The organism is Rhizobium tropici CIAT 899 (genome assembly GCF_000330885.1).
Lineage (GTDB): Bacteria > Pseudomonadota > Alphaproteobacteria > Rhizobiales > Rhizobiaceae > Rhizobium > Rhizobium tropici.
Genome location: NC_020059.1, coordinates 2,284,848 through 2,308,228 on the forward strand (window position 1 = coordinate 2,284,848; position 23,381 = coordinate 2,308,228).

Here is a 23,381-nt window from a genome sequence, read left to right on the forward strand (position 1 = left end):
GCAACGCATTGATGGTGCATTAACGCATTTTTGTGGCAAAGACCGCATATCCGCAGCCTTTAATCACTGTTTTGACAGCGATTTCTCATATCGTTCCCTTCTGCCTGCCGCCGCTTCGCGACGGAAGGCAGACCCAATGAGTCGCCGCCAAAAAAAGAGCCGCCCTTCATCAGAGCGGCAGCTTTTCTCATTCCAATCCCGAAAGGATCACGCCGACCAGGGAGCGAATTCCGGGGCGTTGACCGCGATGAACTCGCGACCGTGACCGCGCTGGCGGGGTGCCGAGGCTTCGACGACCTCGTAAGCCGAAGCATCGCTGAGCAATGCCTTTAGAGCATTCGCATTCATGCGATGACCACCACGATAAGAGCGGTAACAACCGATGAACTGTGCGCCGGCCAAAGCCAAGTCGCCAACGGCATCGAGCGTCTTGTGGCGAACGAATTCGTCCTTGGCGTAACGCAGGCCCTCGACGTTGATGACGGTGTTGTCGTCCGAAATGACGACAGAATTTTCCAGCGACGAACCCAGGGCATGGCCCGAAGCCCACAGCGACTCGACATCGCGCATGAAGCCGAAGGTACGGGCGCGCGATAGTTCCGTCTTGAAGGTTTCGGCCGTCAGATCGCCCTGCCACTTCTGGCGGCCGATCAGCGGGCATTCGAAATCGATCTCAACTTCGAAGCGCGTGCCGTCGTAGGGACGGAACTCGCACCAGGAACCGCCAGCTTCGATCCGCACCGGCTTGATGACGCGGATGTAGCGACGCTTGACACCGAGCGAAACGATACCCGCCTGCTCGATCGCCTCGATGAAAGGATAGGAGCTGCCGTCCATGATCGGCATTTCCGCGCCGGACACCTCGACAACGACATTATCGAGGCCGATCGCGTAGATCGCAGCCATGACGTGCTCGACCGTCGCGACAGAGCGCGCCGGGGAAAAACCGAGAATCGTGCAGAGATCCGTATTGCCGACTTGGGAAGAAACGGCGCGAAGTTCAGTCACATCGCCATTATCGTGCAGACGCTGGAAAACGACACCGGTACCGGCTTCGGCGGGATAGAAAGTGATCGACACATTGGCACCGGAATGAACGCCAATACCGGAAAGTGTCACGGGGTTTGCAATGGTGGTCTGAAAACCAAGCAATCCAATTGCCATGTAATTCTGCCTTCGTCTGTCTGATCCAGGCTGGGCGGTCATCTTCGGACGCTTACCCTTTATTGCCGGTTCAGTCTGTTAACTACGCCACGCACCTCACATACATTTGTCTCCGAATGTGATTCAGCGGGCTTGCTTGATATCTACATACGCGTCGAGACACCGCATTCCAAATCACTGTTTCTTTCGTTTTGTTACGAAAGCAGCCAATTGAATTCATTGGATAATTTTAAATAAGACAATGGTTATAAAATAAGAAAATCCGGAGCCTTTCGGCCCCGGATTTCCTCAATATGGTTAGCAACCTATTAAAGGGCTGCCTGTTGCGGATCAGTTCGACTGCCGGCGCAGGAAGGCCGGAATCTCGAGCTGATCGTCCTCATGGCTTGCCATGCGCGCCTGCGGGACCGGGCGGCCATGATCGTCGAGATTGCCGCGACGCGGAGCGTAGAGGCTTGCTTCCTGCGACGGCGCACGACGCTGCTGCGGAGCGGCGTTGTTCGTCGAAGCCATCATGTCGTCGAAAGCCGGATCTTCTTCGCGGCGGCCGAGCGAATTGGTGATTCGCTTCAGCAGCCCCATCGGGCCGCGCTCTTCGGTAGCCTGGGCAGCGGTCGGCTGGGCGCGATGTTCCATTTCAGCCTTAACAACCGGCGGGAAATCCTCGACCTTCGGCATGCGGACCTGCTCGGGAGCCTGACGGATGACCGGCTGCTGATGCATGACCGGCGCCTGCGGCTGTGGCTGAACCGGGGCCTGACGGACCGGCTGAGGCTCCGGAGCGGCTGCGAAGATGCGGCTCTGCGGACGGAAATTATCTTCCGGCGCTGCTGCCTGCTGCATGACCGGCTGCTGCGGCACCTGAGCCTGCCGGCTCATCTGGAATTCCAGTTCGCGCTCCAGATCGGCTTCTGCCGCACGAATGGTCTGAGCGACCGGATCCACGGTACGAGGAGCCGGAGCGGCAGCCTGTGCGGTTTGGGCCTGCGAGACGTGGGCAGGCTGAACTGCGGCCGCTGCCGGAGCGGCGGCCGCGGAAGGACGCATAGCAGGCTTTGCGGCCGGGCGGAATTCCATGCCCCTGTCGGAAGCCTCGTTCATCGCGCGATCGATGCCGGTTGCGACGACAGAAACGCGGATGATGCCTTCAAGCGATTCGTCGAAGGTGGCGCCGAGGATGATGTTGGCGTCGGGATCGACTTCTTCGCGGATGCGGGTTGCGGCTTCGTCGACTTCGAACAGGGTGAGATCGCGACCGCCCGTGATCGAGATCAGCAGGCCCTGTGCGCCCTTCATCGAGGTTTCGTCGAGCAGCGGGTTGGCAATGGCAGCTTCAGCAGCCTGCATTGCGCGGCCCTGGCCGGAAGCCTCGCCGGTACCCATCATCGCGCGGCCCATCTCGCGCATGACCGAACGGACGTCGGCGAAGTCGAGGTTGATGAGACCTTCCTTCACCATCAGGTCGGTGATGCAGGCAACGCCCGAATAGAGAACCTGGTCGGCCATCGAGAACGCGTCGGCGAAAGTCGTCTTGTCGTTAGCGATGCGAAACAGATTCTGGTTCGGAATGACGATCAGAGTGTCGACCGACTTCTGCAGTTCCTGGATGCCCTGCTCGGCGAGACGCATGCGGCGGCCGCCTTCGAAGTGGAACGGCTTGGTGACGACGCCGACGGTCAGGATGCCCTTGTTGCGAGCGGCCTGTGCGACAACGGGAGCGGCACCCGTGCCCGTACCGCCGCCCATGCCGGCGGTGACGAAGCACATATGCGTACCGTTCAGGTGATCGATGATTTCATCGATGCACTCTTCGGCAGCTGCACGGCCGACTTCCGGCTGCGAGCCGGCGCCGAGACCTTCCGTGACGTTGACGCCGAGCTGGATGATCCGCTCCGCCTTCGTCATGGTCAGTGCCTGAGCATCCGTGTTGGCGACGACGAAATCGACGCCCTGCAAGCCTGCCGTGATCATGTTGTTGACGGCATTACCGCCACCGCCACCGACACCGAACACGGTGATTCGCGGCTTAAGCTCGGTGATATCTGGCTTATGCAGCTTGATAGTCATTGTACCCGTTCCTTCTCTTTATGGCCGCATCGCCACGCCGGCCAATTCACTCGATTTCACTTGCCTGACGCTTGCCCCGGAATGAACTCCGGGATCAGGCACTCAAAAACTCTCTTTCAGCCATTGGCCGACGCGGCCTATCCGGCTGCTATTGCCTCCAAACGACGAGAGCAGACCGCTGCTCGGCGCATGTGTTTCCATGTCTGCGACCTGCGGATAGATCATCAGACCGACCGCAGTCGAAAAAGCCGGACCCTTGGCTGCCGTCGGCAAACCAGACACGCCCATCGGACGACCGATGCGGACATTGCGGGCAAGAACACGGCGTGCCACATCGGGCAAACCGGTCAGCTGGCTCGCGCCGCCCGTAAGGACGACGCGCTTGCCGACGATCGGGCTGAAGCCCGAACGCTGGATGCGATCGCGAATAAGCTCGAGGGTTTCCTCGATGCGAGCCTTGACGATGCGCGACACCAGCGCCTTCGGCACTTGTGTCGGCTGGTCACGCTCGTCTTCGCCGATCGGCGGGATGGAAATCAGTTCACGCTCTTCCGAAGAATTCGCGAGAGCCGAAGCATGGACGACCTTCAGGCGCTCCGCATCCTCGATGCGGGTGGAAAGGCCGCGGGCAAGATCGGTGGTGACATGATGGCCGCCAAGGCTGACGGCGTCTGTGTGCACCAGCTTGCCCTCGGCGAAGACCGAGATCGTCGTCGTGCCGCCGCCCATGTCGATCGCAGCGCAGCCAAGCTCGACTTCATCGTCGACGAGGGCTGCAAGACCGCTGGCATAAGGCGTCGCCACCATGCCTTCGACCGAGAGATGTGCGCGGTTGATGCAGAGCTCGAGGTTGCGAAGCGCTGCGCGCTCGGCCGTCACCACATGCATGTCGACACCGAGCGCGTCGCCGAACATGGCCAGCGGGTCGCGAATGCCGCGCTCGCCGTCAAGGGAATAGCCCGTCGCCAGCGAATGCAGGACGGCGCGCTCCTGGCGGACCGACTGCTGGCAGGCCGCAGCCAGAACCTTCTTGAGATCGTTGGCTTCGACTTCTTGGCCGCCGAGATCGATGGTCGCGGTGTAGATATCGCTGCCGAGACGGCCAGCCGAAACATTGACGATCAGGCTGTCGACAGTGAGACCGGCCATGCGTTCCGCGGCATCGACGGCAAGCCGAACGACACCTTCCAAGGCGTCGAGATCAGCGATCACACCAGTCTTGATGCCCCGCGAACGCTGATGGCCGATACCGATGACCTCGATATTGTGCGTGCGGTTCGGGAGAACCTGGCTCTCCTCGCGCGGCGTCAGGCGACCGATCATGCAAACGACCTTCGTCGAGCCGATGTCGAGGACCGAGACGATATGCGATCGCTTCGAAGAGAGCGGCTTCAACCGAGGCAGGCCGAAATGGGACGAACCAAATAAGCTCATGTATCCTGACCTGCTTTCTTCAAAGCCTTGTTTCTTGCATCGACTGCGGCCTGGCGACGAACTGCGGCATCCGGAGTTAATTCAATGGCGGTACGGTCATCGATCCGGAGATCGACGGCAGCGATATCGCGCTGCAAAAGATTTTGATCCTTGTCGAGCTTGGTCAGCCGCGCCAGCGCATCATCGATATTGTCTTCCGGCAATTTGATGATCACGCCGTTGTCCAGATAGAGATCCCAGCGACGACCGGCGACACGCACGAAAGCCTTCACATGACTGCGAATTTCGGGCCACTTCGCAAACTGGTCGTCGATGGAGGCGGCTGCAGTTTCGGCATCACGACCGACAAAGAGAGGCAGCTTGGCAAACTTGTTGTCGCGCAGCGGCGCAATAACGCTGCCATCCTTCTCGATCAGCGAAAGCTCGGAACCGTGCTGCCAGATGGCATAGGCCTTGCGCTCCTTGAGCTTCACTTCGACGGCCTTCGGATAGACCTTACGAACTTCGACATCCTGAACCCACGGCAGATTCGCAATCTTCTGACGGGCCGCATCGGCATTGAGAGCGACGAGCGAGGTCGTACCGTCGAGGCCGAGCAGCTGCAGGATTTCGATTTCGGAGGTCTCGTCGTTGCCGGAGACCTTCACATCTTCGATAGCAAAACCGGCAGCGGAGGTCGTCGCTTCGGCGACAGCCTGAGTGTGACCGCCAACGGACATGCCATAAAAGCCAGTCGCCGCGAGGAGAACAAGGGTTGAGACAGTTCCCGTGTGAGCCGGGATGTTAATGCGACCCGAACCGAGGCTAACCAGGAAGCGAACGGCGCGGCGCAGCGGACGCGGGAGGACGAATGCGTCCTCGACCTCGTCGATGGCGAGCGGGACGCGATGACGGGACCGCCTCATATTTTTGACCGTCAGCGCAAACAAGACGCGTCCTCCACCATCCACCGGAGAAATTCACCAAAAGAGTAGCCGGCATGAGCGGCCATTTCAGGCACCAGGGAGGTAGGAGTCATGCCGGGCTGGGTGTTGATCTCCAACCAGACAAGTTCGCCCTCTTCGGAAAAGCGATCGTCAAAACGGAAGTCAGATCGACTAACGCCGCGGCAGCCGATAGCTTCATGCGCCCTTAACGATAATGTTTGTATCTTTTGGTAAAGATTCGGTGAAATTTCCGCCGGCAAGACATGTTTTGAGCCACCCTTGGCGTACTTGGCGTCATAATCATAGAAGCTGTGGCCGAGCGGCACGATTTCAGTCACACCAAGAACCTTGCCGTCCATGACGCCGCAGGTCAGTTCGCGCCCGTAGATATAACGCTCGACCAGAACCTCATCGCCATAACGCCATTCGGCAGAAGTAACGATCTGTGGCGGATGCGCCTGATCTTCCTTGACGATAACGACACCGAAGCTCGAACCTTCACGCACAGGCTTGACGACATAGGGCGGCTTCATCGGGTGCTCGCCAACAATAGCAAAACGATCCATGACGATCGAACTCGCGACCGGGACACCCGCAGCAGCGGCGACAGTCTTCGCGCGCGACTTATCCATCGCAAGCGCTGAGGCAAGCACGCCGGAATGCGTATAGGGAATCTGCAGATATTCCAGAATGCCCTGAATGGTACCGTCTTCACCGAAAGGACCATGCAATGCATTGAAGACCACATCGGACTTCAACTCAGCTAACCGACTGGCAACGTCATGATCGACATCGACACGGGTAACCTGAAAGCCTTCGGCTTCGAGGGCATCGGCGCATGCCTTTCCCGAGGAAAGGCTGACCGGCCTCTCCGAGGAAAATCCGCCCAAAAGGACAGCCACATGCTTGCCACTCATCAATACCCCCGACTCCACGGTCTCTACTTTGCGTTTGCAGGGCCTCGCCTAACCGCGATTCTCGCCCGCTTTCAATAGGCCGATTAGAACGACATTAAGGTTAATGAAGCGTTTACTTTCGTTAACTTTCCGCCGTCCTGGCGATGGCCGAATGCTTCGAATCAAACCGACTTAAAGAATTCTGCCATTGGAATCATGGAGTTGCTACTTTTGAAATCGCTACATTTAGATTTTTTTAAACAATAAGCCCCGCATCGAGGGACCGATGCGGGGCTCAAGGCTTTTAAATGAGGCTGAAATCACTCGCTGTCGTCGACCAGCTTCCAGACGAGCCCGCCCAACGCTCCGCCGACGATGGGCGCGACCCAGAACAGCCAAAGCTGCTGCAGAGCCCAACCGCCAACGAATATGGCCTGCCCCGTCGAGCGGGCCGGATTCACCGACGTATTGGTGATCGGAATCGAGATCAGATGGATCAGCGTCAGCGCCAAGCCGATGGCGATCGGCGCGAAGCCGGCCGGCACCTTGCTGCTCGTCGAACCCAGAATCACGACCAGGAAGAACAGCGTCAGCACGATTTCGGCCACCAATGCCGACACCATGGAATAGCCGCCGGGAGAATGTTCCCCATAGCCATTCGCCGCAAACCCGCCGAGCTGGAAATCGGCCTTGCCACTTGCGATCAGATAGAGCACGGCCGCCGCGACAACGGCGCCGATGACCTGCGCGATGATATAGGGAACGAGCTGCCCGCCGGGAAAGCGGCCAGCCACCGTCAGGCCGACCGAAACGGCCGGATTGAAGTGCCCTCCTGATATGCCGCCGACGGCAAAAGCCATCGTCAGCACAGTCAGACCGAACGCAAAGGCAACGCCAAGAAAACCAATACCGAGGCTCGGAAAGGCTGCTGCGAAGATCGCACTCCCGCAGCCGCCGAAAACGAGCCAAAACGTCCCAAGAAACTCAGCGATGAGTTTTTTCTGCATGAAACCTTATCTCCTCAGCCCGCAATCCAAGCGAGAATCGGCCATTGGTGAAAAAGATTCCGGTAAGGACTCGCCGGAGCACGCCTCTCCAATAACAAACGCCCGACTGATTGCTCACGAATCAACAATTACGTCAAAATAATAGCACGCAACCGCTGATTTCTTGCGCAGTTAACGTTTGCGTTGAACAAAAATTACGCTAAGGACAATTTTTATCTGCTAAGCGCGCCTTAGCATCCTCTGAAATGGTGGGAACATGACTGACGCGATATCTCCTTTATCGCCGACCCCCTCGTCATCGAACAATGCTGTTGCGAATTCCCCGGCACGTGTTCTGATCGCGAGCCTCATCGGCACAACGATCGAATTTTTCGATTTCTATGTTTATGCAACGGCGGCGGTTATCGTCTTCCCGAAGCTGTTTTTCCCGGCAAGCGACCCAACGTCCGCCACCCTGCAGTCCTTCGCGACCTTTTCCATCGCCTTCTTCGCGCGCCCGATCGGCGCGATGATCTTCGGCCATTTCGGCGATCGAATCGGCCGCAAGGCGACACTGGTCGCGGCTCTGATGACCATGGGTCTCTCGACCGTCGTGATCGGCATGCTGCCGACCTATGAGTCGATTGGCGTTCTCGCACCGATTCTGCTGGCGCTTTGCCGCCTCGGCCAGGGCCTTGGCCTCGGCGGCGAATGGGGCGGCGCCGTCTTGCTTGCGACGGAAAACGCACCGGAGGGCAAGCGCAGCTGGTACGCCATGTTCCCGCAACTCGGCGCCCCTATCGGCTTCATTCTGTCGGCCGGCCTTTTCCTCATCCTGCGCGAAACCATGGCCGATGCGGATTTCCTCAACTACGGCTGGCGCGTTCCCTTCCTGATCAGCATCGTGCTGGTGGCAGTCGGTCTTTACGTCCGCCTGAAGATCACCGAAACACCGGAGTTCCAGCGCGCCATTGAGAAGGAAGAGCGCGTTTCCGTTCCGATCGCGGTCATCTTCCGTTCGCACTTCCGCAGCCTGATCCTCGGCACCATCATCGCGGTGGCGACCTTCGTGCTGTTCTATCTGATGACGGCATTCACCCTGAGCTGGGGCACTCGCGCGCCCGGCAACGGTCCGCTTCCGGCCGGCCTCGGCTACTCGCAGGGCCAGTTCCTGGTCGTTCAGCTCGTCGGCGTCGTCTTCTTTGGCCTGATGATCCCAGTCTCCGGTCTCCTGTCCGACCGCTATTCCCGCCGCCTCGTCCTCATCCTGACGACGATCGGTATCCTCATCTTCGGCCTGTCCTACTCGTCGCTGCTGACGGCCGGCCTTGCCGGCGCGTTCGCCTGCTCGATCATCGGTCTTGCCCTGATGGGCTTTACCTATGGCCCCATCGGCGCGGCGCTGGCGGCACCCTTCCCGACCACGGTGCGCTATACAGGCGCTTCGATGACCTTCAATCTCGGCGGGATCGTCGGCGCGTCCCTGGCACCTTACATTGCCACATCGCTCGCGACCAATTACGGCCTTGTCTATGTCGGCTACTATCTCGCCGGCGCAGCAGTGCTCTCGCTGATCGGCATCCTGCTCTCGGGCAATGACGAAGTCTGAGAAAACAGGCATAACCAATTGAAAAGGCCGGGTGAAAACCCGGCCTTTTTCTTGAATCATTTATGAAGACGGCACCGATTACAGTCGGGACCTACTCGGTCGTCACACCCTGGAACGGGCGGACCTCCCGACCCGGCATGAAGTTTCCGAGGCGCTTGATTTCCCACTCCAGCTTGATGCCGGATTTTTCGAAAACCTCGCGACGCACCTGCTCGCCGAGATATTCCAGATCGTAGCCCGTCGCCTGCTCCATGTTGATCATGAAATTGCAATGCAGCGACGACATCTGCGCACCACCGATGACCAGGCCACGGCAACCCGCCTCGTCGATCAGCTTCCAGGCGGAGAAACCGTCCGGATTCTTGAAGGTTGAGCCGCCGGTCTTCTCGCGTACCGGCTGCACCGTTTCGCGATGAGCGCGCACAGCATCCATCTCGGTGCGAATCTTGGCGCGATCCTCCGGATACCCCTCGAAGAGGACATGGGTAAAGATCAGATCCTCAGACGCATCGGAATGGCGGTAGCTATAACCCATCTCGGCATTGGTCAGGACATGCTTGTTGCCCTTGCGGTCGACGGCATGCACTTCGATGACGCGCTCACGGGTTTCGGCACCATTTGCGCCTGCATTCATGCGTGCGGCACCGCCGATGCTCCCGGGAATGCCGTAATAGAAATGGAAACCGCCGATGCTGTTATCCATCGCCATGGCTGCGACATGCTTGTCCGGGCAGATCGCACCGGCCAGGATGCGGTTCTCGCCGGCAAGCTCGACCGAACCGAAGCCCTTGGCCGAAAGCCTGAGGACAACGCCCGGAATGCCGCCATCGCGCACCAATATGTTCGAACCCACGCCGACAACCGTCAGCGGTACCTCTTCCGGCAATATCTTCAGGAACGTGATGAGATCGTCCGTGTCATGCGGCTGGAACATCAGTTCAGCCAAGCCGCCGGCACGGAACCACGTCACACGATCCATCGGAGCGTCCGGCGTCAGCCGTCCCCTGATGTCCTTTACACCGTCGCCGAGCGACGCCAGAAGCTTTTCGCCATCTACTTGTTTCATGCGGACTTACCCGAGAGGCCTTCCAATTCCTTTGGCAATGATGCTGCCCAATACGTGATGCTACCAGCCCCCAACAGAACCACAAAATCCCCTGGTTGTGCAATCTCCGCAACCATGGCGGCAAGATCTTCCTGTGAAGGCAGGTAACGTGCATCGCGATGACCGCTGGCTTTGATGCGCGAAACGAGTGTCTGCGAATCCACCCCCTCGATCGGCTCTTCGCCGGCGGCATAGACGGGCGCCAGGAAGATGCTGTCGGCATCATTGAAGCAGGCGGCAAATTCCTCGAAGAGGCTCGACAGGCGCGTATAGCGGTGCGGCTGATGAACGGCGATGATGCGGCCCTTGCAGGCTTCGCGTGCAGCCTTCAGCACTGCCTTGATTTCGACAGGGTGATGGCCGTAATCGTCGAAAACCTTGACCCCGTTCCATTCGCCGGTCAGCGTGAAGCGGCGCTTGACGCCGCCGAAGGACGCAAGCCCCTTGGCGATCGCCTCATTGGAAATCCCGAGCCGGTTGGCAACAGCAACAGCAGCCGTCGCATTGGAAATATTGTGGCGGCCGGGCATCGGCATGACGAGATCCTTGATCTGGATCACCTTGCCGGTGCGGCGCCTGCGAATTTCGATATCGAATAGCGAACGCGTACCATCAATCCGCACATTCGAGAAACGCACGTCGGCCTGCGGGTTCTCGCCGTAGGTGATCACCTTGCGGTCCTCGATGCGCCCCACAAGCGACTGCACTTCCGGATGGTCGATGCACATGACGCCGAAACCGTAGAACGGTACGTTCTCGACGAACTGCCGGAAGGCGGCACGGACAGCATCGAAATTGCCGTAATGGTCGAGATGTTCGGGATCGATATTGGTGACGACGGCGACATCAGCCGGCAGCTTCAGGAAGGTGCCGTCAGATTCATCGGCTTCGACCACCATCCACTCGCCCTCACCCATGCGCGCATTGGTGCCATAGGCGTTGATGATGCCGCCGTTAATGACTGTAGGATCAAGACCACCGGCCTCCAAAAGCGTCGCCACCAGCGATGTCGTCGTGGTCTTGCCATGCGTGCCACCGATGGCGATGGCGTTGCGGAAGCGCATCAGCTCCGCGAGCATTTCGGCACGGCGCACGACCGGCAGCAGCTTTTCACGCGCGGCCACGAGCTCGGGATTGCTCTTCTTGATGGCCGTGGATACGACGACAACTTCTGCATCGCCGAGGTTCTCAGCCTTGTGACCGATATGGACCGGGATGCCTTTGTCGCGCAGCCGCTGCACGTTGGCACTTTCCGATTGATCGGAACCCTGTACGCGATGGCCGAGGTTATGCAGAACCTCGGCGATGCCGCTCATTCCAATGCCACCAATACCGATAAAATGCACAAGGCCGATTGCCTTCGGCAGCTTCATGCGCCTGCCCCCTTGAATTGCTGAATTGAACGTCCCGCGGCAATAGCCTCAACCATGTCGGCAAGCAAGTTTGCCGCATCAGGTTTGCCCGCCTGCTTGGCTGATGCAGCCATCTTTGCGAGCTTTTCCGGCATGGTCATGGCACCGCGCAGGATGGTGGAAAGTTTCTCCGGCGTCAGTTCCGACTGCACGATGACCTTGACGCCGCCGGTTGCCGCGAGCGCAGCCGCATTGGCGGCCTGATCGTGATCCAAGGCATGCGGATAGGGAACCAGGATCGCCGGGCGCCCGATGACGGCAAGCTCGGAGACCGTGGAGGCACCGGAGCGGCAGAGAACCAGATGCGCAGCACCGATACGCTCCGCCATGTCGTTGAAGAACGGCGCGACATCGGCGCCCATCTCAAGCTTTCTCGTGCAGCTGTTGACCGTCTCCATATCCTCAGGGCGCACCTGCTGCGTGATCCGCAGGCGCTTGCGCAGCGACTCCTCAAGCAGGCTGATAGCTGTCGGCACGGCCTTCGAGAAATATTGCGCGCCCTGGCTGCCGCCGAACACGACGAGGTTAAACGGATCTTCCGGACCAGATGGCACATACGGACGCTTGGCCGCCTCGATGACGGCCGGACGCACGGGATTGCCCGTGGTCACCGTCTTCTCGGCAAACGCGCCGTTTTCCGTAAGGAAGCCGCCGGCAATCGCACGCACGCGCGTCGCCAGCATCTTGTTGGCGCGACCCATGACGGCATTCTGCTCATGCAGCATGGACGGCACGCCCATACGCGTTGCGGCCAGAAGCGGCGGAACCGTTGGATAGCCACCGAAGCCGACGACGCAGACGGGCTTGATACGCTGGATCAGCTTGCGCGCTGCGCGCATGCCGGTCCACAGCGTCCAAAGGGCGCTCGCGACCTTCACAGGGTTCTTCGAACCGATCGTTGCCGAGGGCACGACATGGATCTCATCGGCCGGGAATTTGCCGGCATAGCGTTCGGCACGGCTGTCGGTGACGAGGTGCACGGAATAGCCGCGCTCCTTCAGCTTGTAGGCCAGCGCTTCGGCCGGAAAAACGTGACCGCCGGTACCGCCGGCGGCAAGAAGGACAATGCCTTTACTCATAATTTCGCTCCCGCGAATACCCCACTACTCGGGGCATCTCCCTAATATAGGAAGCCGCACCGACCGCGTCATCGGCGCGGGCCAAGCCCCCCTCATAGACCGGCGCTTCGGGAAAAGCGACCGGAGAATGAGCGGCAGGCAGGAGATATGAGGAGCAGATGGCCGGTAGTCCCAAAACGCTCACTCCGCCGGCAAACCGTGCGTCACGCGGAACATTGTCCGATCCTGCGCACGCTTTTCCGGCCTGTGACGCGTCAGCGCCAGAATGAAGCCCGCCGTCACGCAGATCGCGGTCATCGATGAACCGCCGTAAGAAATCAGCGGCAGCGTCATGCCCTTCGCCGGCAGCAGCTGCAGGTTCACACCAATGTTGATAATCGACTGGATACCGATCTGCAGCACCAGGCCGGCGACGGCAAAACGGTTGAAGTCGTTCTTCTCCTTGTAGGCATGCGACAGGCCGCGCAGCACGAGGAAGGCGAAGATCAGCACAAGCACCATGCAGAAGATGGCGCCGAATTCCTCGGCCGCGACCGAGAAGATGAAGTCGGTATGGGCGTCCGGGATGATGCGCTTGACGGTGCCCTCGCCCGGGCCGACACCGAACCAGGTGCCATGGACAATCGCTTCCTTGGCGGTATCAACCTGAAACGTATCGCCCTCGCCGGTCAGGAACTTGTTCACGCGCTGTGCGACGTGATCGAAAACGTAATAAGCGGTGACGAAACCGCCCGCGCCAAGACCGCCAAGCACGATGATCCACAGCCAGGGCATGCCGGCCATGAAGAACATGCCGCCCCAGACGGCGGTCGTCAGGATGGTCTGGCCAAGGTCAGGCTGGGCGACGAGCAAGGCGACGACAATGCCGAAAAGAATGATGGCGAAGAGATTGCCGGGAATCTCCGGCTGGCGCGCATGTTCGGAAAACAGCCAGGCGCAGACGACGACGAAAGCCGGCTTCATGAATTCCGAAGGCTGAATCGACAGGGCGGCGATATTGACCCAGCGCCGCGAGCCCTTGACTTCGATGCCGAAGAAAAGCGCAAAAAGCATCATCGCCAGTGAGACGATCAGCAGAATGACTGCCGTTCGTCGCACCTGTCTGGGCGTCATAAAGGAAATGCCGATCATCGCCGCAATCGCCGGGACGAGGAACAGGGCGTGGCGCTTGACGAAGTGGAACGGCTCAAGCCCGATGCGCTCCGCCACCGCCGGCGAAGCCGCGAAGGACAGCATGAAGCCGATGCCGATCAAGAGGATGAAAAGGGCGAGAAACACGCGGTCGATGGTCCAGAACCATTCGGCCAAGGCCCCACGTTCAACGCGGCTTACCATATCATTTGCCTCCAGTTGCTGAACCGATCAGCATGGTGACGCCATCGATCGCAGCGACGTGGCTGACGAAGGCGTCGCCCCTGACCTCGAAATTCTTATACTGATCGAAGCTTGCGCAGGCCGGTGACAGCATCACCGCAGCAGACTCACGTTCGTCCCTGCCAGCGTCCGCGGCAGCATGTGCCACGGCGCGTTCCAGCGTGCCGGAAATTTCATAGGGGACTTGGTCGCCGAGCGTCGCCGCAAAGGCGGGTGCCGCTTCACCGATCAGATAGGCCTTGGCGACACGCGGAAAGAGCGGCGCCAGGCTGGTGATGCCACCCTCCTTCGGCAGGCCGCCGGCGATCCAGTAGATATTCTCGTAGCTCGAAAGCGCAGGCGCGGCCGCATCCGCATTGGTCGCCTTGGAATCGTTGACGAAGACGACGCGCCCGCGCTTTCCAACGGGTTGCATGCGATGCTTGAGCCCTGGGAAGGATTTCAGACCAGCGCGAATTTCCTCCGCGGAAACGCCGACAGAGAGGCAGGCAGCGATTGCCGCCGCCGCATTCTGTGCGTTATGGCCGCCGCGCAGCGTTTGAATACCGTCGAGATCGGCGATCTCGCTTGCCGCACCGTTCGATGCCTGCAGGATGCGGCTACCCTCGGCATAGAGGCCATCCGCCAATGCGTGCCGGCGCGAAATTCGTGTGACCTTGCCGCCAGCTCGCTCGATACGGTCGGCGATCAATGAGGAATGGCTGTCATCGATGCCGACCACGGCAACGTCGCTGCCCGCGACAAGCCGCTCTTTGATGTCGGCATAATGCTGCATCGTGCCATGCCGATCGAGATGATCGGGTGTCAGGTTCAAGAGAATGCCCGCCGAAGGATTAAGCGTCGGCGCCAGATCGATCTGATAGGAGGAGCATTCAACAACGTAGAAACGTCCGGCCTTCGGCGGATCGAGCGTCAGCACCGCCGTACCGATATTGCCGCCGAGCTGTGTGTCGCGGCCGCTCGATTGCAGGATATGAGCGATCAGCGCAGTCGTCGTCGATTTGCCGTTCGTCCCGGTGATGGCGATGAACGGACAATCCGGCGCATGCGCGCGCCGCTCCCTGACGAAAAGCTCCACGTCGCCTATGATCTCGACGCCAGCTGCATGAGCGAGATCGACGGTCCAGTGTGGTTTTGGATGCGTCAGCGGCACGCCGGGCGACAAAACGAAGACCGACAGGCCATTCCAGTCGATCGCCCTCAGATCGGTGACCGCTATCCCTTCGGCAGCCGCCTTCGCCACGCTGTCCGGATTATCGTCCCAAGCCGTGACATCGGCGCCGCCGGCAACAAGCGCGCGCGCCGTGGCAAAGCCGGAACCGCCGAGCCCGAAGAGAGCGACCTTCTTTCCGTTCAGCGTGGAGATAGGAATCATCGACGCCTCACCGCAGCTTCAGGGTGGAGAGGCCGATCATCGCCAGAATGACCGCGACGATCCAGAAACGCACGACGACCTGGCTTTCCGTCCAGCCCTTCTTTTCGAAGTGATGGTGGATGGGTGCCATCAGGAAGACGCGGCGCTTCGTCATCTTGAAGAAACCGACCTGGATGATGACGGAAAGCGCCTCGAGCACGAAGAGTCCACCGATGATCGCCATGACGATCTCGTGCTTGGTGGCGACGGCGACCGAGCCGATCATGCCGCCGAGTGCCAGCGAGCCGGTATCGCCCATGAAGATAGCCGCCGGCGGTGCATTGAACCACAGGAAGCCAAGGCCCGCGCCTATGACAGCGCCGAGCACGACGGCGAGTTCGCCCGTACCCGGCACAAAATTGATCGCCAGATAATCGGCAAAGACGAAATTGCCGGCGAGATAGGAGATGACGCCGAAGGATGCGGCTGCGATCATGACGGGCACGATGGCAAGCCCGTCGAGACCATCGGTCAGATTGACGGCATTGCCGGCGGCAACGATGACGAAGGCACCGAAAAACACGAAGAACATGCCAAGGTTGAGCAGCAGGCTCTTGAAGAAGGGGAAGGCGACCGACGAGCCGAAGGTAGAGCCGGCCGGACCGGAGGACAGCGCCGTCGTCATCATGAAATAGACGGCGATCGCGGCAATTACGAATTCGATACCGAGGCGCGCGCGGCCGGAAAAGCCCTTGTCGCTCTGCTTGGTCACCTTGAGATAGTCGTCATAGAAGCCGATCGCGCCGAAACCGAGCGTCACGAGCAGGGTGGCAACGACATAAACGTTGGCAAGATCAGCCCAAAGCAGCGACGAGACGACGATGCCGGCCAGAATCATGAGCCCGCCCATCGTCGGAGTGCCGGCCTTCTTGAAATGCGTCTGCGGACCGTCGGCGCGGATCGGCTGCCCCTTGCCCTGACGCACGCGCAGGGAGGAGATGATTCGCGGCCCGAAGAGAAAAACGATCAACGCTGACGTGAACAGAGCACCGCCGGTACGGAACGTGATGTATCTGAACAGATTGAAGAATCTGAAGTGAGTAGTGAAAAAATGAATATGGTCCGACAGTTCGGCAAGCCAGATCAGCATAAGAGCCCTTTCTAAAGCCCCTGATGGGTGTGGGGGCCCGTGTCGGAAAATGCGGGAAATTTGTCAAGCAAGCCCGCGATGATCTTTCCGAACCCCATTCCCAGCGACGATTTCACCATCAAGACATCGCCGGGGGCGACAGAATTGAGCGCGAATTCCGAGAGCTCCTCAGTCGTCTCGTGATATTCGACATGAACACTTTCCGGCAGCTCATCCCTCAAAGCCGCCATCTCCGGACCTGCCAGCCAGACATGCTCGATGCCGGCCGCAAGCAGCGGCCCCGCAAGGTTGGCATGAACGCGCTGGGCATAATCCCCCATTTCCAACATGTCGCCGAGCATGGCGACCCGCCTACCCGGCCGGCCACCGGCTCCCGCATGCGGAGAGGTCGTCGCTAGCAGCGCGATGGCCGCGCGCATGGAAGCGGGGTTGGCGTTATAACTTTCGTCGATCAGCGTGAAATAGCCGTTGCCGATCGCGCGCTTATGACGTTGGCCCCTGCCCTTTTCAGGCTGCAGGTCGGCCAGCGCATCGACCGCCTGGTCGAGATCAGCTTCGACGAGCATGACGGCGCCAAGCACGGCGAGTGCATTTTCCGCGATATGGCGCCCAGGTGCGCCAAGCGCCACCTCCATGGTCTCGCCGCCGATCGTCAGCCAAAGCGTTGAATTCTCTTCAGAAGCATTGAACTCGGCGAGACGGACATCCGCCTTCGCATGCTGGCCGAAGCTATGGATATGCTCGATACCGGCTGCCATGGCAGCCTTCTCCAGCATCTCGAACTGATCGTTGTCGTGATTGAGAATGGCATGGCCACCAGGCACGACACCGTCGAAAATTTCCGCCTTGGCCGCGGCGATCTCACTGATACTATGGAAGTTGCCGAGATGGGCCGGCGCGATCGTGGTGATGATCGCCACATGCGGCTGCACCATCTTGACCAGCGGCCTGATCTCTTCGGGATGGTTCATGCCGATTTCGAAAACGCCGAAATCGGTATCCTCGGGCATGCGCGCCAGCGTCAGCGGGACGCCCCAATGATTGTTGAAGGAAGCAACGGAGGCATGCACCTTGCCTGACGGGGTCAGCGCGCGCCGCAGCATCTCCTTGGTTGTCGTCTTGCCGACCGAACCCGTGACGGCGATGATCTTCGCCTGCGTGCGCTTGCGGGCGGCAATACCGAGCCGCGCAAGCGCCGCCAAGACGTCATCCACCACAACCTTCGGTACGGTCAGACTGCCCATGGCAGGCAAACGTGCCTCGCTGATGACGATGAAGGCTGCGCCGTTCGCCATAGCGATATTGGCATAGTCATGACCGTCGACGCGATCCCCTTTGATGGCGAAAAAGGCTTCGCCCGGCTTGATGGAACGACTGTCTATGGAAATGCCTGTAATGCCCTCGGGCAGCACTCCGAAAGAGCGGCCGGAGATTGCAGCGATCAGATCCTCAGTTGTCCATAGCCAGCTCAAGACTTCAAATCCTCCAATGCTTTGCGCAACTCGGCATGGTCGGAAAATGGCAGCGTAACGCTGCCGATCGTTTGACCTTCCTCATGCCCCTTACCGGCGACGATCAACGTGTCGCCGGATTTCAGCAGGCCGACAGCCTTGCGGATCGCTTCGGCGCGATCACCGATCTCGGTCGCACAGGCGGCGGCCGCCATGATTTCCCCGCGGATCGTTGCTGGATCTTCCGAGCGCGGATTGTCGTCGGTGACAACGACGACATCGGCAAGACGGCAGGCGATCTCGCCCATGATCGGACGCTTGCCGCGATCGCGGTCGCCGCCGCAGCCGAAGACGACGATGACGCGCCCCGTCGTGAACGGGCGCACCGAATTCAGGACGTTTTCAAGCGCATCCGGCTTATGGGCATAGTCGACATAGACAAGCGCGCCGTCATGCGTATGACCAACGAGTTCCAGACGGCCCGACGCACCGACCAGCTTCTCCAGCGCGGCCATGGCAACCGGCGCGGCAACACCGGTCGAGATCGCGAGACCGGCGGCGACCAGCGCATTGGCGATCTGGAAATCTCCGGCAAGCGGGATATGAACTTCGAAAATGTCGTCGCCGACATGCACCTCGGCGATCTGCTTATGGCGGAAGTGCTCGACGCGCTTCAACGTCAGGAAATCGCCCTTGCGCCCGACAGTTCGGACATCATGCCCGGCCGCCTGTGCGGCGGCAATCGCCTGCGCAGACCAAACATCGTCTGCGAAAATAACCGCCGGCGATCCCTTCGGCAGCAAGTCGCGGAACAGCCGCATCTTTGCCGCCATATAGTCCTCGACCGTCGGATGGTAATCCATGTGATCGCGACCAAGATTGGTGAACGCGGCGGCGGCGAGCTTCACGCCGTCGAGCCGGAACTGATCGAGGCCATGGCTTGATGCTTCCATGGCCGCATGGGTAACGCCCTCGTCCGCCAATTCGGCCAGAAGCTTGTGCAGCGACACCGGATCGGGTGTCGTCAACGCGCCATATTCATTGCGGAACGGAGAAACGACGCCCGTCGTGCCTATCATGGCGGCCGGATGGCCGGCATAGGCCCAGATCTGGCGCGTGAAAGAAGCAACGGAGGTCTTGCCCGCAGTTCCCGTCACCGCCACCATCGTTTCGGGCTGGCGTCCGTAGAAGCGGGAAGCGGCGACAGCAAGGAACCGGCGCGGCTCGCCAACCTGCAGCAATGGCACATTACCGGCATCGGCCGCATGACCAGCAACTATAACCGAGGCACCGCGCGAAACTGCATCGGCAATGAAACTTGCTCCATCCGCCTTCGTGCCGGCGACCGCAACAAAAACCATGCCTGGTGCCACCTTACGGCTATCGGCGGAGATCCCGCTTATCTCAAGATCGCCAAGCGCTCCGCCAATATGTGTGTTGAGTTCCGGAAACTCATTTCCGGCAATATCCCGCAAGTTCATCGAATGTACTTTTCGCCTTCTCGATCAGTCCGCCCCTCGCGAATCGACGTGTGTATTCTTTCACGCTTAATAAGACGCCAGCAAGGCCGAGTCATCTTTTCCAAAATTGGGCTGCACCCCGAGAATCGGCGCCGAGCGGGCGACGATATCACGGGCGATCGGCAAGGCGGTGAAGGCCGAAATCGTCCCGCCGCCGCGCTCGCCGCTCTTCGGCTCGTCGATGAAGGTCATGACGATGTATTGCGGATTGTCGATCGGAAACACGGCCATGAAGGTATTGAAGTTCAGCGTATTGGAATACCGGCCGTTGACCACCTTATCGGCCGTGCCGGTCTTGCTGCCGACATTGTAGCCGGGAACGCGGGCATTGCGACCCGAGCCCCTGGTGCCGTTGAACTCAAGCAGGAAGCGTACATCGTCGCTGGTGCTCTTCTTGACGACCATCTTGGCAATAGCGTCGGCCTGATCGCGCGTGCGCGGCAGGAAGGTCGGCTCGATCAGCTTGCCGCCATTGACGAGTGCCGCTCCCGCGACAGCTGTCTGCAGCGGCGTCGTCGAGACACCGTGACCGAAGGAGATCGTGATGGAGTTGATCTTCTTCCAGACGCGTGGCTGCGACGGCATTTTCACCTCGGGCAATTCGGTCTGCATCTTCGTGAGCAGGCCGATACGGGTGAGGAATTCCTTATGGCCTTCGATACCGACGAGATCGGCAATCTTGGCCGTGCCGATATTCGAAGAGTACTGGAAAATTTCAGGAACGGTCAAAACGCGCCGCTGGCCGTGGAAATCCTTGATGGTAAAGCCACCAATACGGATGGGGTTGGTGGCATCGAAGGCGTTACGCAACGTAACCTTGCCATCATCCAGCGCCATGGCCATGGTGAAGGTCTTGAAGGTCGATCCCATTTCGAACGTGCCGTTCGTCATGCGGTTGAGCCAGCCTTCCGTGGCGCCCTCATTCGGATAATTCGGATCGAAATCCGGAGCCGAGGCCATGCCGAGAACCTCGCCGGTGTGGACATCGAGAACTGCGGCACCCGCGCCCTTGGCCTGGAAATTCTTGACGGCATTGACCACCGCATCACGAACGATGCCCTGCACGCGCAGATCGATCGAAAGCTTCACCGGCTGCAGCGGCTGATCGTTGGTCATGCCCGCAGCAGCGAGGTCGGCGAGCCCCTGGTCGTCGATATATTTCTCCATGCCGGCAACGCCGCGATTGTCGATGTTCACGTAGCCGAGAATGTGAGGGGCGGTCGTCCCGCCCGGATAGAAGCGGCGTTTCTCGGGACGGAAGCCGATGCCGGGAATGCCCAGTGCCAAAATCTGGTTCTGCTGCTTCGGCGTCAGCTGCCGACGCAGCCAGGCAAAGTGCGAGGACTTCGCCGAAAGCTTCTTGTAGGTGGATTTAGTATCAAGATCCGGCAGGACCTTGCGCAATTCCTCGACAGCTTCATCCGCATCGATGATCTTGTTCGGCTCGGCAAACAGCGAGACCGTGCGGATGTCGGTTGCCAGCAAGGCGCCATTACGGTCGACGATATCAGGGCGCGAGGCCATCAGCCGATCCGGCGGCAGAATGCTTGACGTGATATCCGGCTGGGTCATGGCGAATTGCGCAAGACGACCGCCGATCACGCAATAGATCGCGATGAAACTCCCAACCAATAGTACGACACGGCTTTTTGCCTGACTGGACTTGCGCTTGCGCGCACCCTCGAATGTCGAACGGGAAAATCCATCGTTGGGGCGATTGTTGCCGTCAGTGGAGAAATGGGCCTTGCTCTTCAGGACCATGATGCGCGAAAGAAAAGACATTAATCCCTCACCGATCCCGTTGCCATGTTGTCGACATCAGACTTCTTGCGCTTGGCAAGAGCGGGCGGTTTCGGACGCGGCGCCGGAGCGGCAGCAACATCGGCGATGGCCTTCCTGATCTGTGCATCCGTCGTATCGCCATTGCTCGAGGCCACCGACGCGCCGCTCTTGGCACCGCCTGCCTTGCCGCTCTTCGGATCATTGGAGGCCGTTACCGTTGGCGGCGGAAGCTGCGAGCGCAACATCGGCAATTCACTCGGCTGAACGATCGCCGTCGAGAGCGTCGGCTGCAGCTGAAGTTCGCTATTATAATTATTGACCAGGCGCTCCAGCCGGTTCGGCTGAGAAACCAGCGCCCAGTCCGCCTTGAGGAGATCGATCGTATCCCTCTCAAGCTTGATTTCGGATTCGAGGCGGCGAACCTCTTCCAGCTTCAGCTCGGCATGATGCTTGATCGTGTAGGTCACACTGGCCATGGCCGTCATGACGCCGATCAGCACGATGTCAAAAGTCTTCAGCATTTTAGCCCCCAAGCTTTCCAAGACTGGCGAGACTGGGCAGATCGAAGATCGAAAGATCTGCCGCCTCCGCCGGAGCCAAGGTGCGAACCCCCGCACGCAACTTGGCCGAACGAGCGCGCGGATTGGCTTCCGCCTCGGCATCCCCAGCAGAAATCATCGACTTGCCGACCGGTTCGAAGGTGGCAGGCCGCTCGGTCACGATAGGCATATGACGCGACCCGACAGCACGGCCCGAACGATCGGCGAAGAACTTCTTGACGATCCGGTCTTCCAGCGAATGGAAGGTCACGACGACAAGGCGCCCGCCTGGCTTGAGGGCGCGCTCGGCCGCAAACAATGCCTGAGCCAGCTCGCCGAGCTCGTCATTGACGAAGATGCGCAGAGCCTGAAAGACCCGCGTTGCAGGATGGATCTTGTCCTTCGCCTTTCGCGGTGTCACGACCTCGATCAACCCGGCCAGATCGCGGGTGGTCACAAAGGGAGCTTCGGCACGCCGCTTTTCGATCGCATGCGCGATGCGCGGCGCCTGCTTTTCCTCGCCTAGAAACACAAAAATGCGAATGAGATCGGCAAGCTTTGCACGGTTGACGACATCGGCAGCCGATACGCCGCTTGCCGACATACGCATGTCGAGCGGACCGTTTTTGTTGAAGGAAAACCCGCGCTCGGCCTCGTCGATCTGCATGGAGGAGACGCCGATATCGAGCACGACGCCATCAAGGCCATCTTCAGGAGCATGCTCGGCCAGCTGAGAAAACTGCGACTGAATGAGCTTGAGATGTCCGGCATGGGCGGAAACGAGCGCCTGCCCCGCCGCAATTGCCGTCGGATCGCGATCAAGCGCGATTACATCGGCGCCAGCCTTAAGAATTGCGGACGTATAGCCGCCAGCCCCGAACGTTCCATCGAGGATGATCTTGCCGGGCGCCGGAGCCAGCGCCTCCAACACCTCGGAAAGAAGAACCGGAATGTGACGAACCGGTCCGCCACCGGCATCAGAAGAACCTCCGCCTGAATTCGCCGCCATTCCGCTTCTCCGCTCTATTCCGAGCGCCTGCCCGCCAGCCTGCGCTCCTCTCGTGCCTGCGACTGCAAGGCCAGGAAGGCCTCCGGTCGCCACAATTGAAAATGATCCGCCCGACCGACAAAGGTCACTTCGCTTGCGATTCCGGTGAAGTCGCGAATGAAATCCGTGATCATCAACCGCCCTTCCGCATCGAGCTTCATGAAGACCCCGCCCCCGTGAATGAGGAGCGACATCTGGTTCGCCGCCGGTGAAAACGGATCGTCCGCCGCAATCTGCCGCTCGAAGCGATCGAGCAGATCGAGACCGCCGATACTGATTGCCGGAAACACAAAATCCTGGAAGCAATACAACTCCTGGATATTGCGCTCGGCCAGCACGGAACGAAACGCCGCCGGCACGGAAACCCGCCCCTTGGAATCGATCCGGTTGGTCGCATTTGACAGGAAGCGGTTCATGACGCGAAACACCCGTCCCCCATGACCCGGAAGCCGCTACTCGCTCACAGGCACAGCCAAAATCGGACA

19 protein-coding genes are annotated in these 23,381 nt (G+C 59.8%); 1 reads left to right on the forward strand and 18 read right to left on the reverse strand.

Annotated elements, in window-relative coordinates:
• Positions 1–207: 207 nt before the first annotated feature.
• The 6 genes from lpxC to aqpZ form a co-directional block, all read right to left on the reverse strand.
• A complete protein-coding gene (lpxC, locus tag RTCIAT899_RS11175) occupies positions 208–1,164 on the reverse strand; it encodes a UDP-3-O-acyl-N-acetylglucosamine deacetylase (RefSeq protein WP_015340343.1) in 957 nt (318 codons plus the stop codon).
• A 330-nt stretch (positions 1,165–1,494) separates the two neighbouring features.
• A complete protein-coding gene (ftsZ, locus tag RTCIAT899_RS11180; protein WP_015340344.1) occupies positions 1,495–3,231 on the reverse strand; it encodes a cell division protein FtsZ in 1,737 nt (578 codons plus the stop codon).
• Between the two features lie 102 nt (positions 3,232–3,333).
• Positions 3,334–4,665: a cell division protein FtsA gene (gene ftsA, locus RTCIAT899_RS11185; protein WP_015340345.1), complete on the reverse strand. Its 1,332-nt coding sequence runs from the start codon at positions 4,663–4,665 to the stop codon at positions 3,334–3,336.
• Positions 4,662–5,594 carry a cell division protein FtsQ/DivIB gene (locus RTCIAT899_RS11190; RefSeq protein WP_015340346.1) on the reverse strand — a complete coding sequence of 311 codons (933 nt, stop codon included), beginning with the start codon at positions 5,592–5,594 and terminating at the stop codon, positions 4,662–4,664. Before RTCIAT899_RS11190 ends, ftsA begins: the two co-directional genes overlap by 4 nt.
• Positions 5,582–6,508: a D-alanine--D-alanine ligase gene (locus tag RTCIAT899_RS11195; RefSeq protein ID WP_015340347.1), complete on the reverse strand. Its 927-nt coding sequence runs from the start codon at positions 6,506–6,508 to the stop codon at positions 5,582–5,584. Before RTCIAT899_RS11195 ends, RTCIAT899_RS11190 begins: the two co-directional genes overlap by 13 nt.
• Positions 6,509–6,807: 299 nt before the next feature.
• On the reverse strand, positions 6,808–7,494 hold the full coding sequence (aqpZ, locus tag RTCIAT899_RS11200; RefSeq protein ID WP_015340348.1) for an aquaporin Z: 687 nt from the start codon (positions 7,492–7,494) through the stop codon (positions 6,808–6,810).
• Between the two features lie 256 nt (positions 7,495–7,750).
• On the opposite strand from aqpZ, the gene RTCIAT899_RS11205 reads away from it, so the two are divergent.
• A complete protein-coding gene (locus tag RTCIAT899_RS11205) occupies positions 7,751–9,082 on the forward strand; it encodes an MFS transporter (protein ID WP_015340349.1) in 1,332 nt (443 codons plus the stop codon).
• 91 nt (positions 9,083–9,173) lie between these two features.
• Here the strand turns inward: RTCIAT899_RS11205 and murB are convergent, their stop codons facing one another.
• The 12 genes from murB to mraZ all read right to left on the reverse strand — a co-directional run bounded on the left by murB (position 9,174) and on the right by mraZ (position 23,312).
• Positions 9,174–10,148: a UDP-N-acetylmuramate dehydrogenase gene (gene murB, locus RTCIAT899_RS11210; RefSeq protein WP_015340350.1), complete on the reverse strand. Its 975-nt coding sequence runs from the start codon at positions 10,146–10,148 to the stop codon at positions 9,174–9,176.
• Positions 10,145–11,560: a UDP-N-acetylmuramate--L-alanine ligase gene (gene murC / locus RTCIAT899_RS11215; protein WP_015340351.1), complete on the reverse strand. Its 1,416-nt coding sequence runs from the start codon at positions 11,558–11,560 to the stop codon at positions 10,145–10,147. Before murC ends, murB begins: the two co-directional genes overlap by 4 nt.
• Complete coding sequence (murG, locus tag RTCIAT899_RS11220) at positions 11,557–12,678, reverse strand: undecaprenyldiphospho-muramoylpentapeptide beta-N-acetylglucosaminyltransferase (protein ID WP_015340352.1); 1,122 nt, start codon at positions 12,676–12,678, stop codon at positions 11,557–11,559. Before murG ends, murC begins: the two co-directional genes overlap by 4 nt.
• A 180-nt stretch (positions 12,679–12,858) precedes the next feature.
• Positions 12,859–14,013, reverse strand: a complete 1,155-nt coding sequence (gene ftsW, locus RTCIAT899_RS11225; protein ID WP_015340353.1) for a putative lipid II flippase FtsW — start codon at positions 14,011–14,013, stop codon at positions 12,859–12,861.
• 1 nt (position 14,014) lies between these two features.
• Positions 14,015–15,427 carry a UDP-N-acetylmuramoyl-L-alanine--D-glutamate ligase gene (gene murD, locus RTCIAT899_RS11230; RefSeq protein WP_015340354.1) on the reverse strand — a complete coding sequence of 471 codons (1,413 nt, stop codon included), beginning with the start codon at positions 15,425–15,427 and terminating at the stop codon, positions 14,015–14,017.
• 7 nt (positions 15,428–15,434) lie between these two features.
• A complete protein-coding gene (gene mraY, locus RTCIAT899_RS11235; RefSeq protein ID WP_015340355.1) occupies positions 15,435–16,556 on the reverse strand; it encodes a phospho-N-acetylmuramoyl-pentapeptide-transferase in 1,122 nt (373 codons plus the stop codon).
• A gap of 11 nt (positions 16,557–16,567) precedes the next feature.
• The gene (locus RTCIAT899_RS11240) at positions 16,568–18,028 is read right to left on the reverse strand and encodes a UDP-N-acetylmuramoylalanyl-D-glutamyl-2,6-diaminopimelate--D-alanyl-D-alanine ligase (RefSeq protein ID WP_015340356.1); all 1,461 of its coding nucleotides are present in this window, start codon (positions 18,026–18,028) and stop codon (positions 16,568–16,570) included.
• Positions 18,025–19,488, reverse strand: a complete 1,464-nt coding sequence (locus tag RTCIAT899_RS11245; RefSeq protein ID WP_015340357.1) for a UDP-N-acetylmuramoyl-L-alanyl-D-glutamate--2,6-diaminopimelate ligase — start codon at positions 19,486–19,488, stop codon at positions 18,025–18,027. Before RTCIAT899_RS11245 ends, RTCIAT899_RS11240 begins: the two co-directional genes overlap by 4 nt.
• Positions 19,489–19,554: 66 nt before the next feature.
• The gene (locus tag RTCIAT899_RS11250; RefSeq protein ID WP_015340358.1) at positions 19,555–21,309 is read right to left on the reverse strand and encodes a peptidoglycan D,D-transpeptidase FtsI family protein; all 1,755 of its coding nucleotides are present in this window, start codon (positions 21,307–21,309) and stop codon (positions 19,555–19,557) included.
• Positions 21,309–21,830, reverse strand: coding sequence for a cell division protein FtsL (gene ftsL / locus RTCIAT899_RS11255; RefSeq protein ID WP_015340359.1), 522 nt, complete (start codon positions 21,828–21,830; stop codon positions 21,309–21,311). The genes RTCIAT899_RS11250 and ftsL overlap by 1 nt, the downstream gene beginning before the upstream one ends.
• Position 21,831: 1 nt before the next feature.
• Positions 21,832–22,857: a 16S rRNA (cytosine(1402)-N(4))-methyltransferase RsmH gene (gene rsmH / locus RTCIAT899_RS11260; protein WP_015340360.1), complete on the reverse strand. Its 1,026-nt coding sequence runs from the start codon at positions 22,855–22,857 to the stop codon at positions 21,832–21,834.
• A gap of 14 nt (positions 22,858–22,871) precedes the next feature.
• Positions 22,872–23,312 carry a division/cell wall cluster transcriptional repressor MraZ gene (gene mraZ, locus RTCIAT899_RS11265; RefSeq protein WP_041677920.1) on the reverse strand — a complete coding sequence of 147 codons (441 nt, stop codon included), beginning with the start codon at positions 23,310–23,312 and terminating at the stop codon, positions 22,872–22,874.
• Positions 23,313–23,381: the final 69 nt, after the last annotated feature.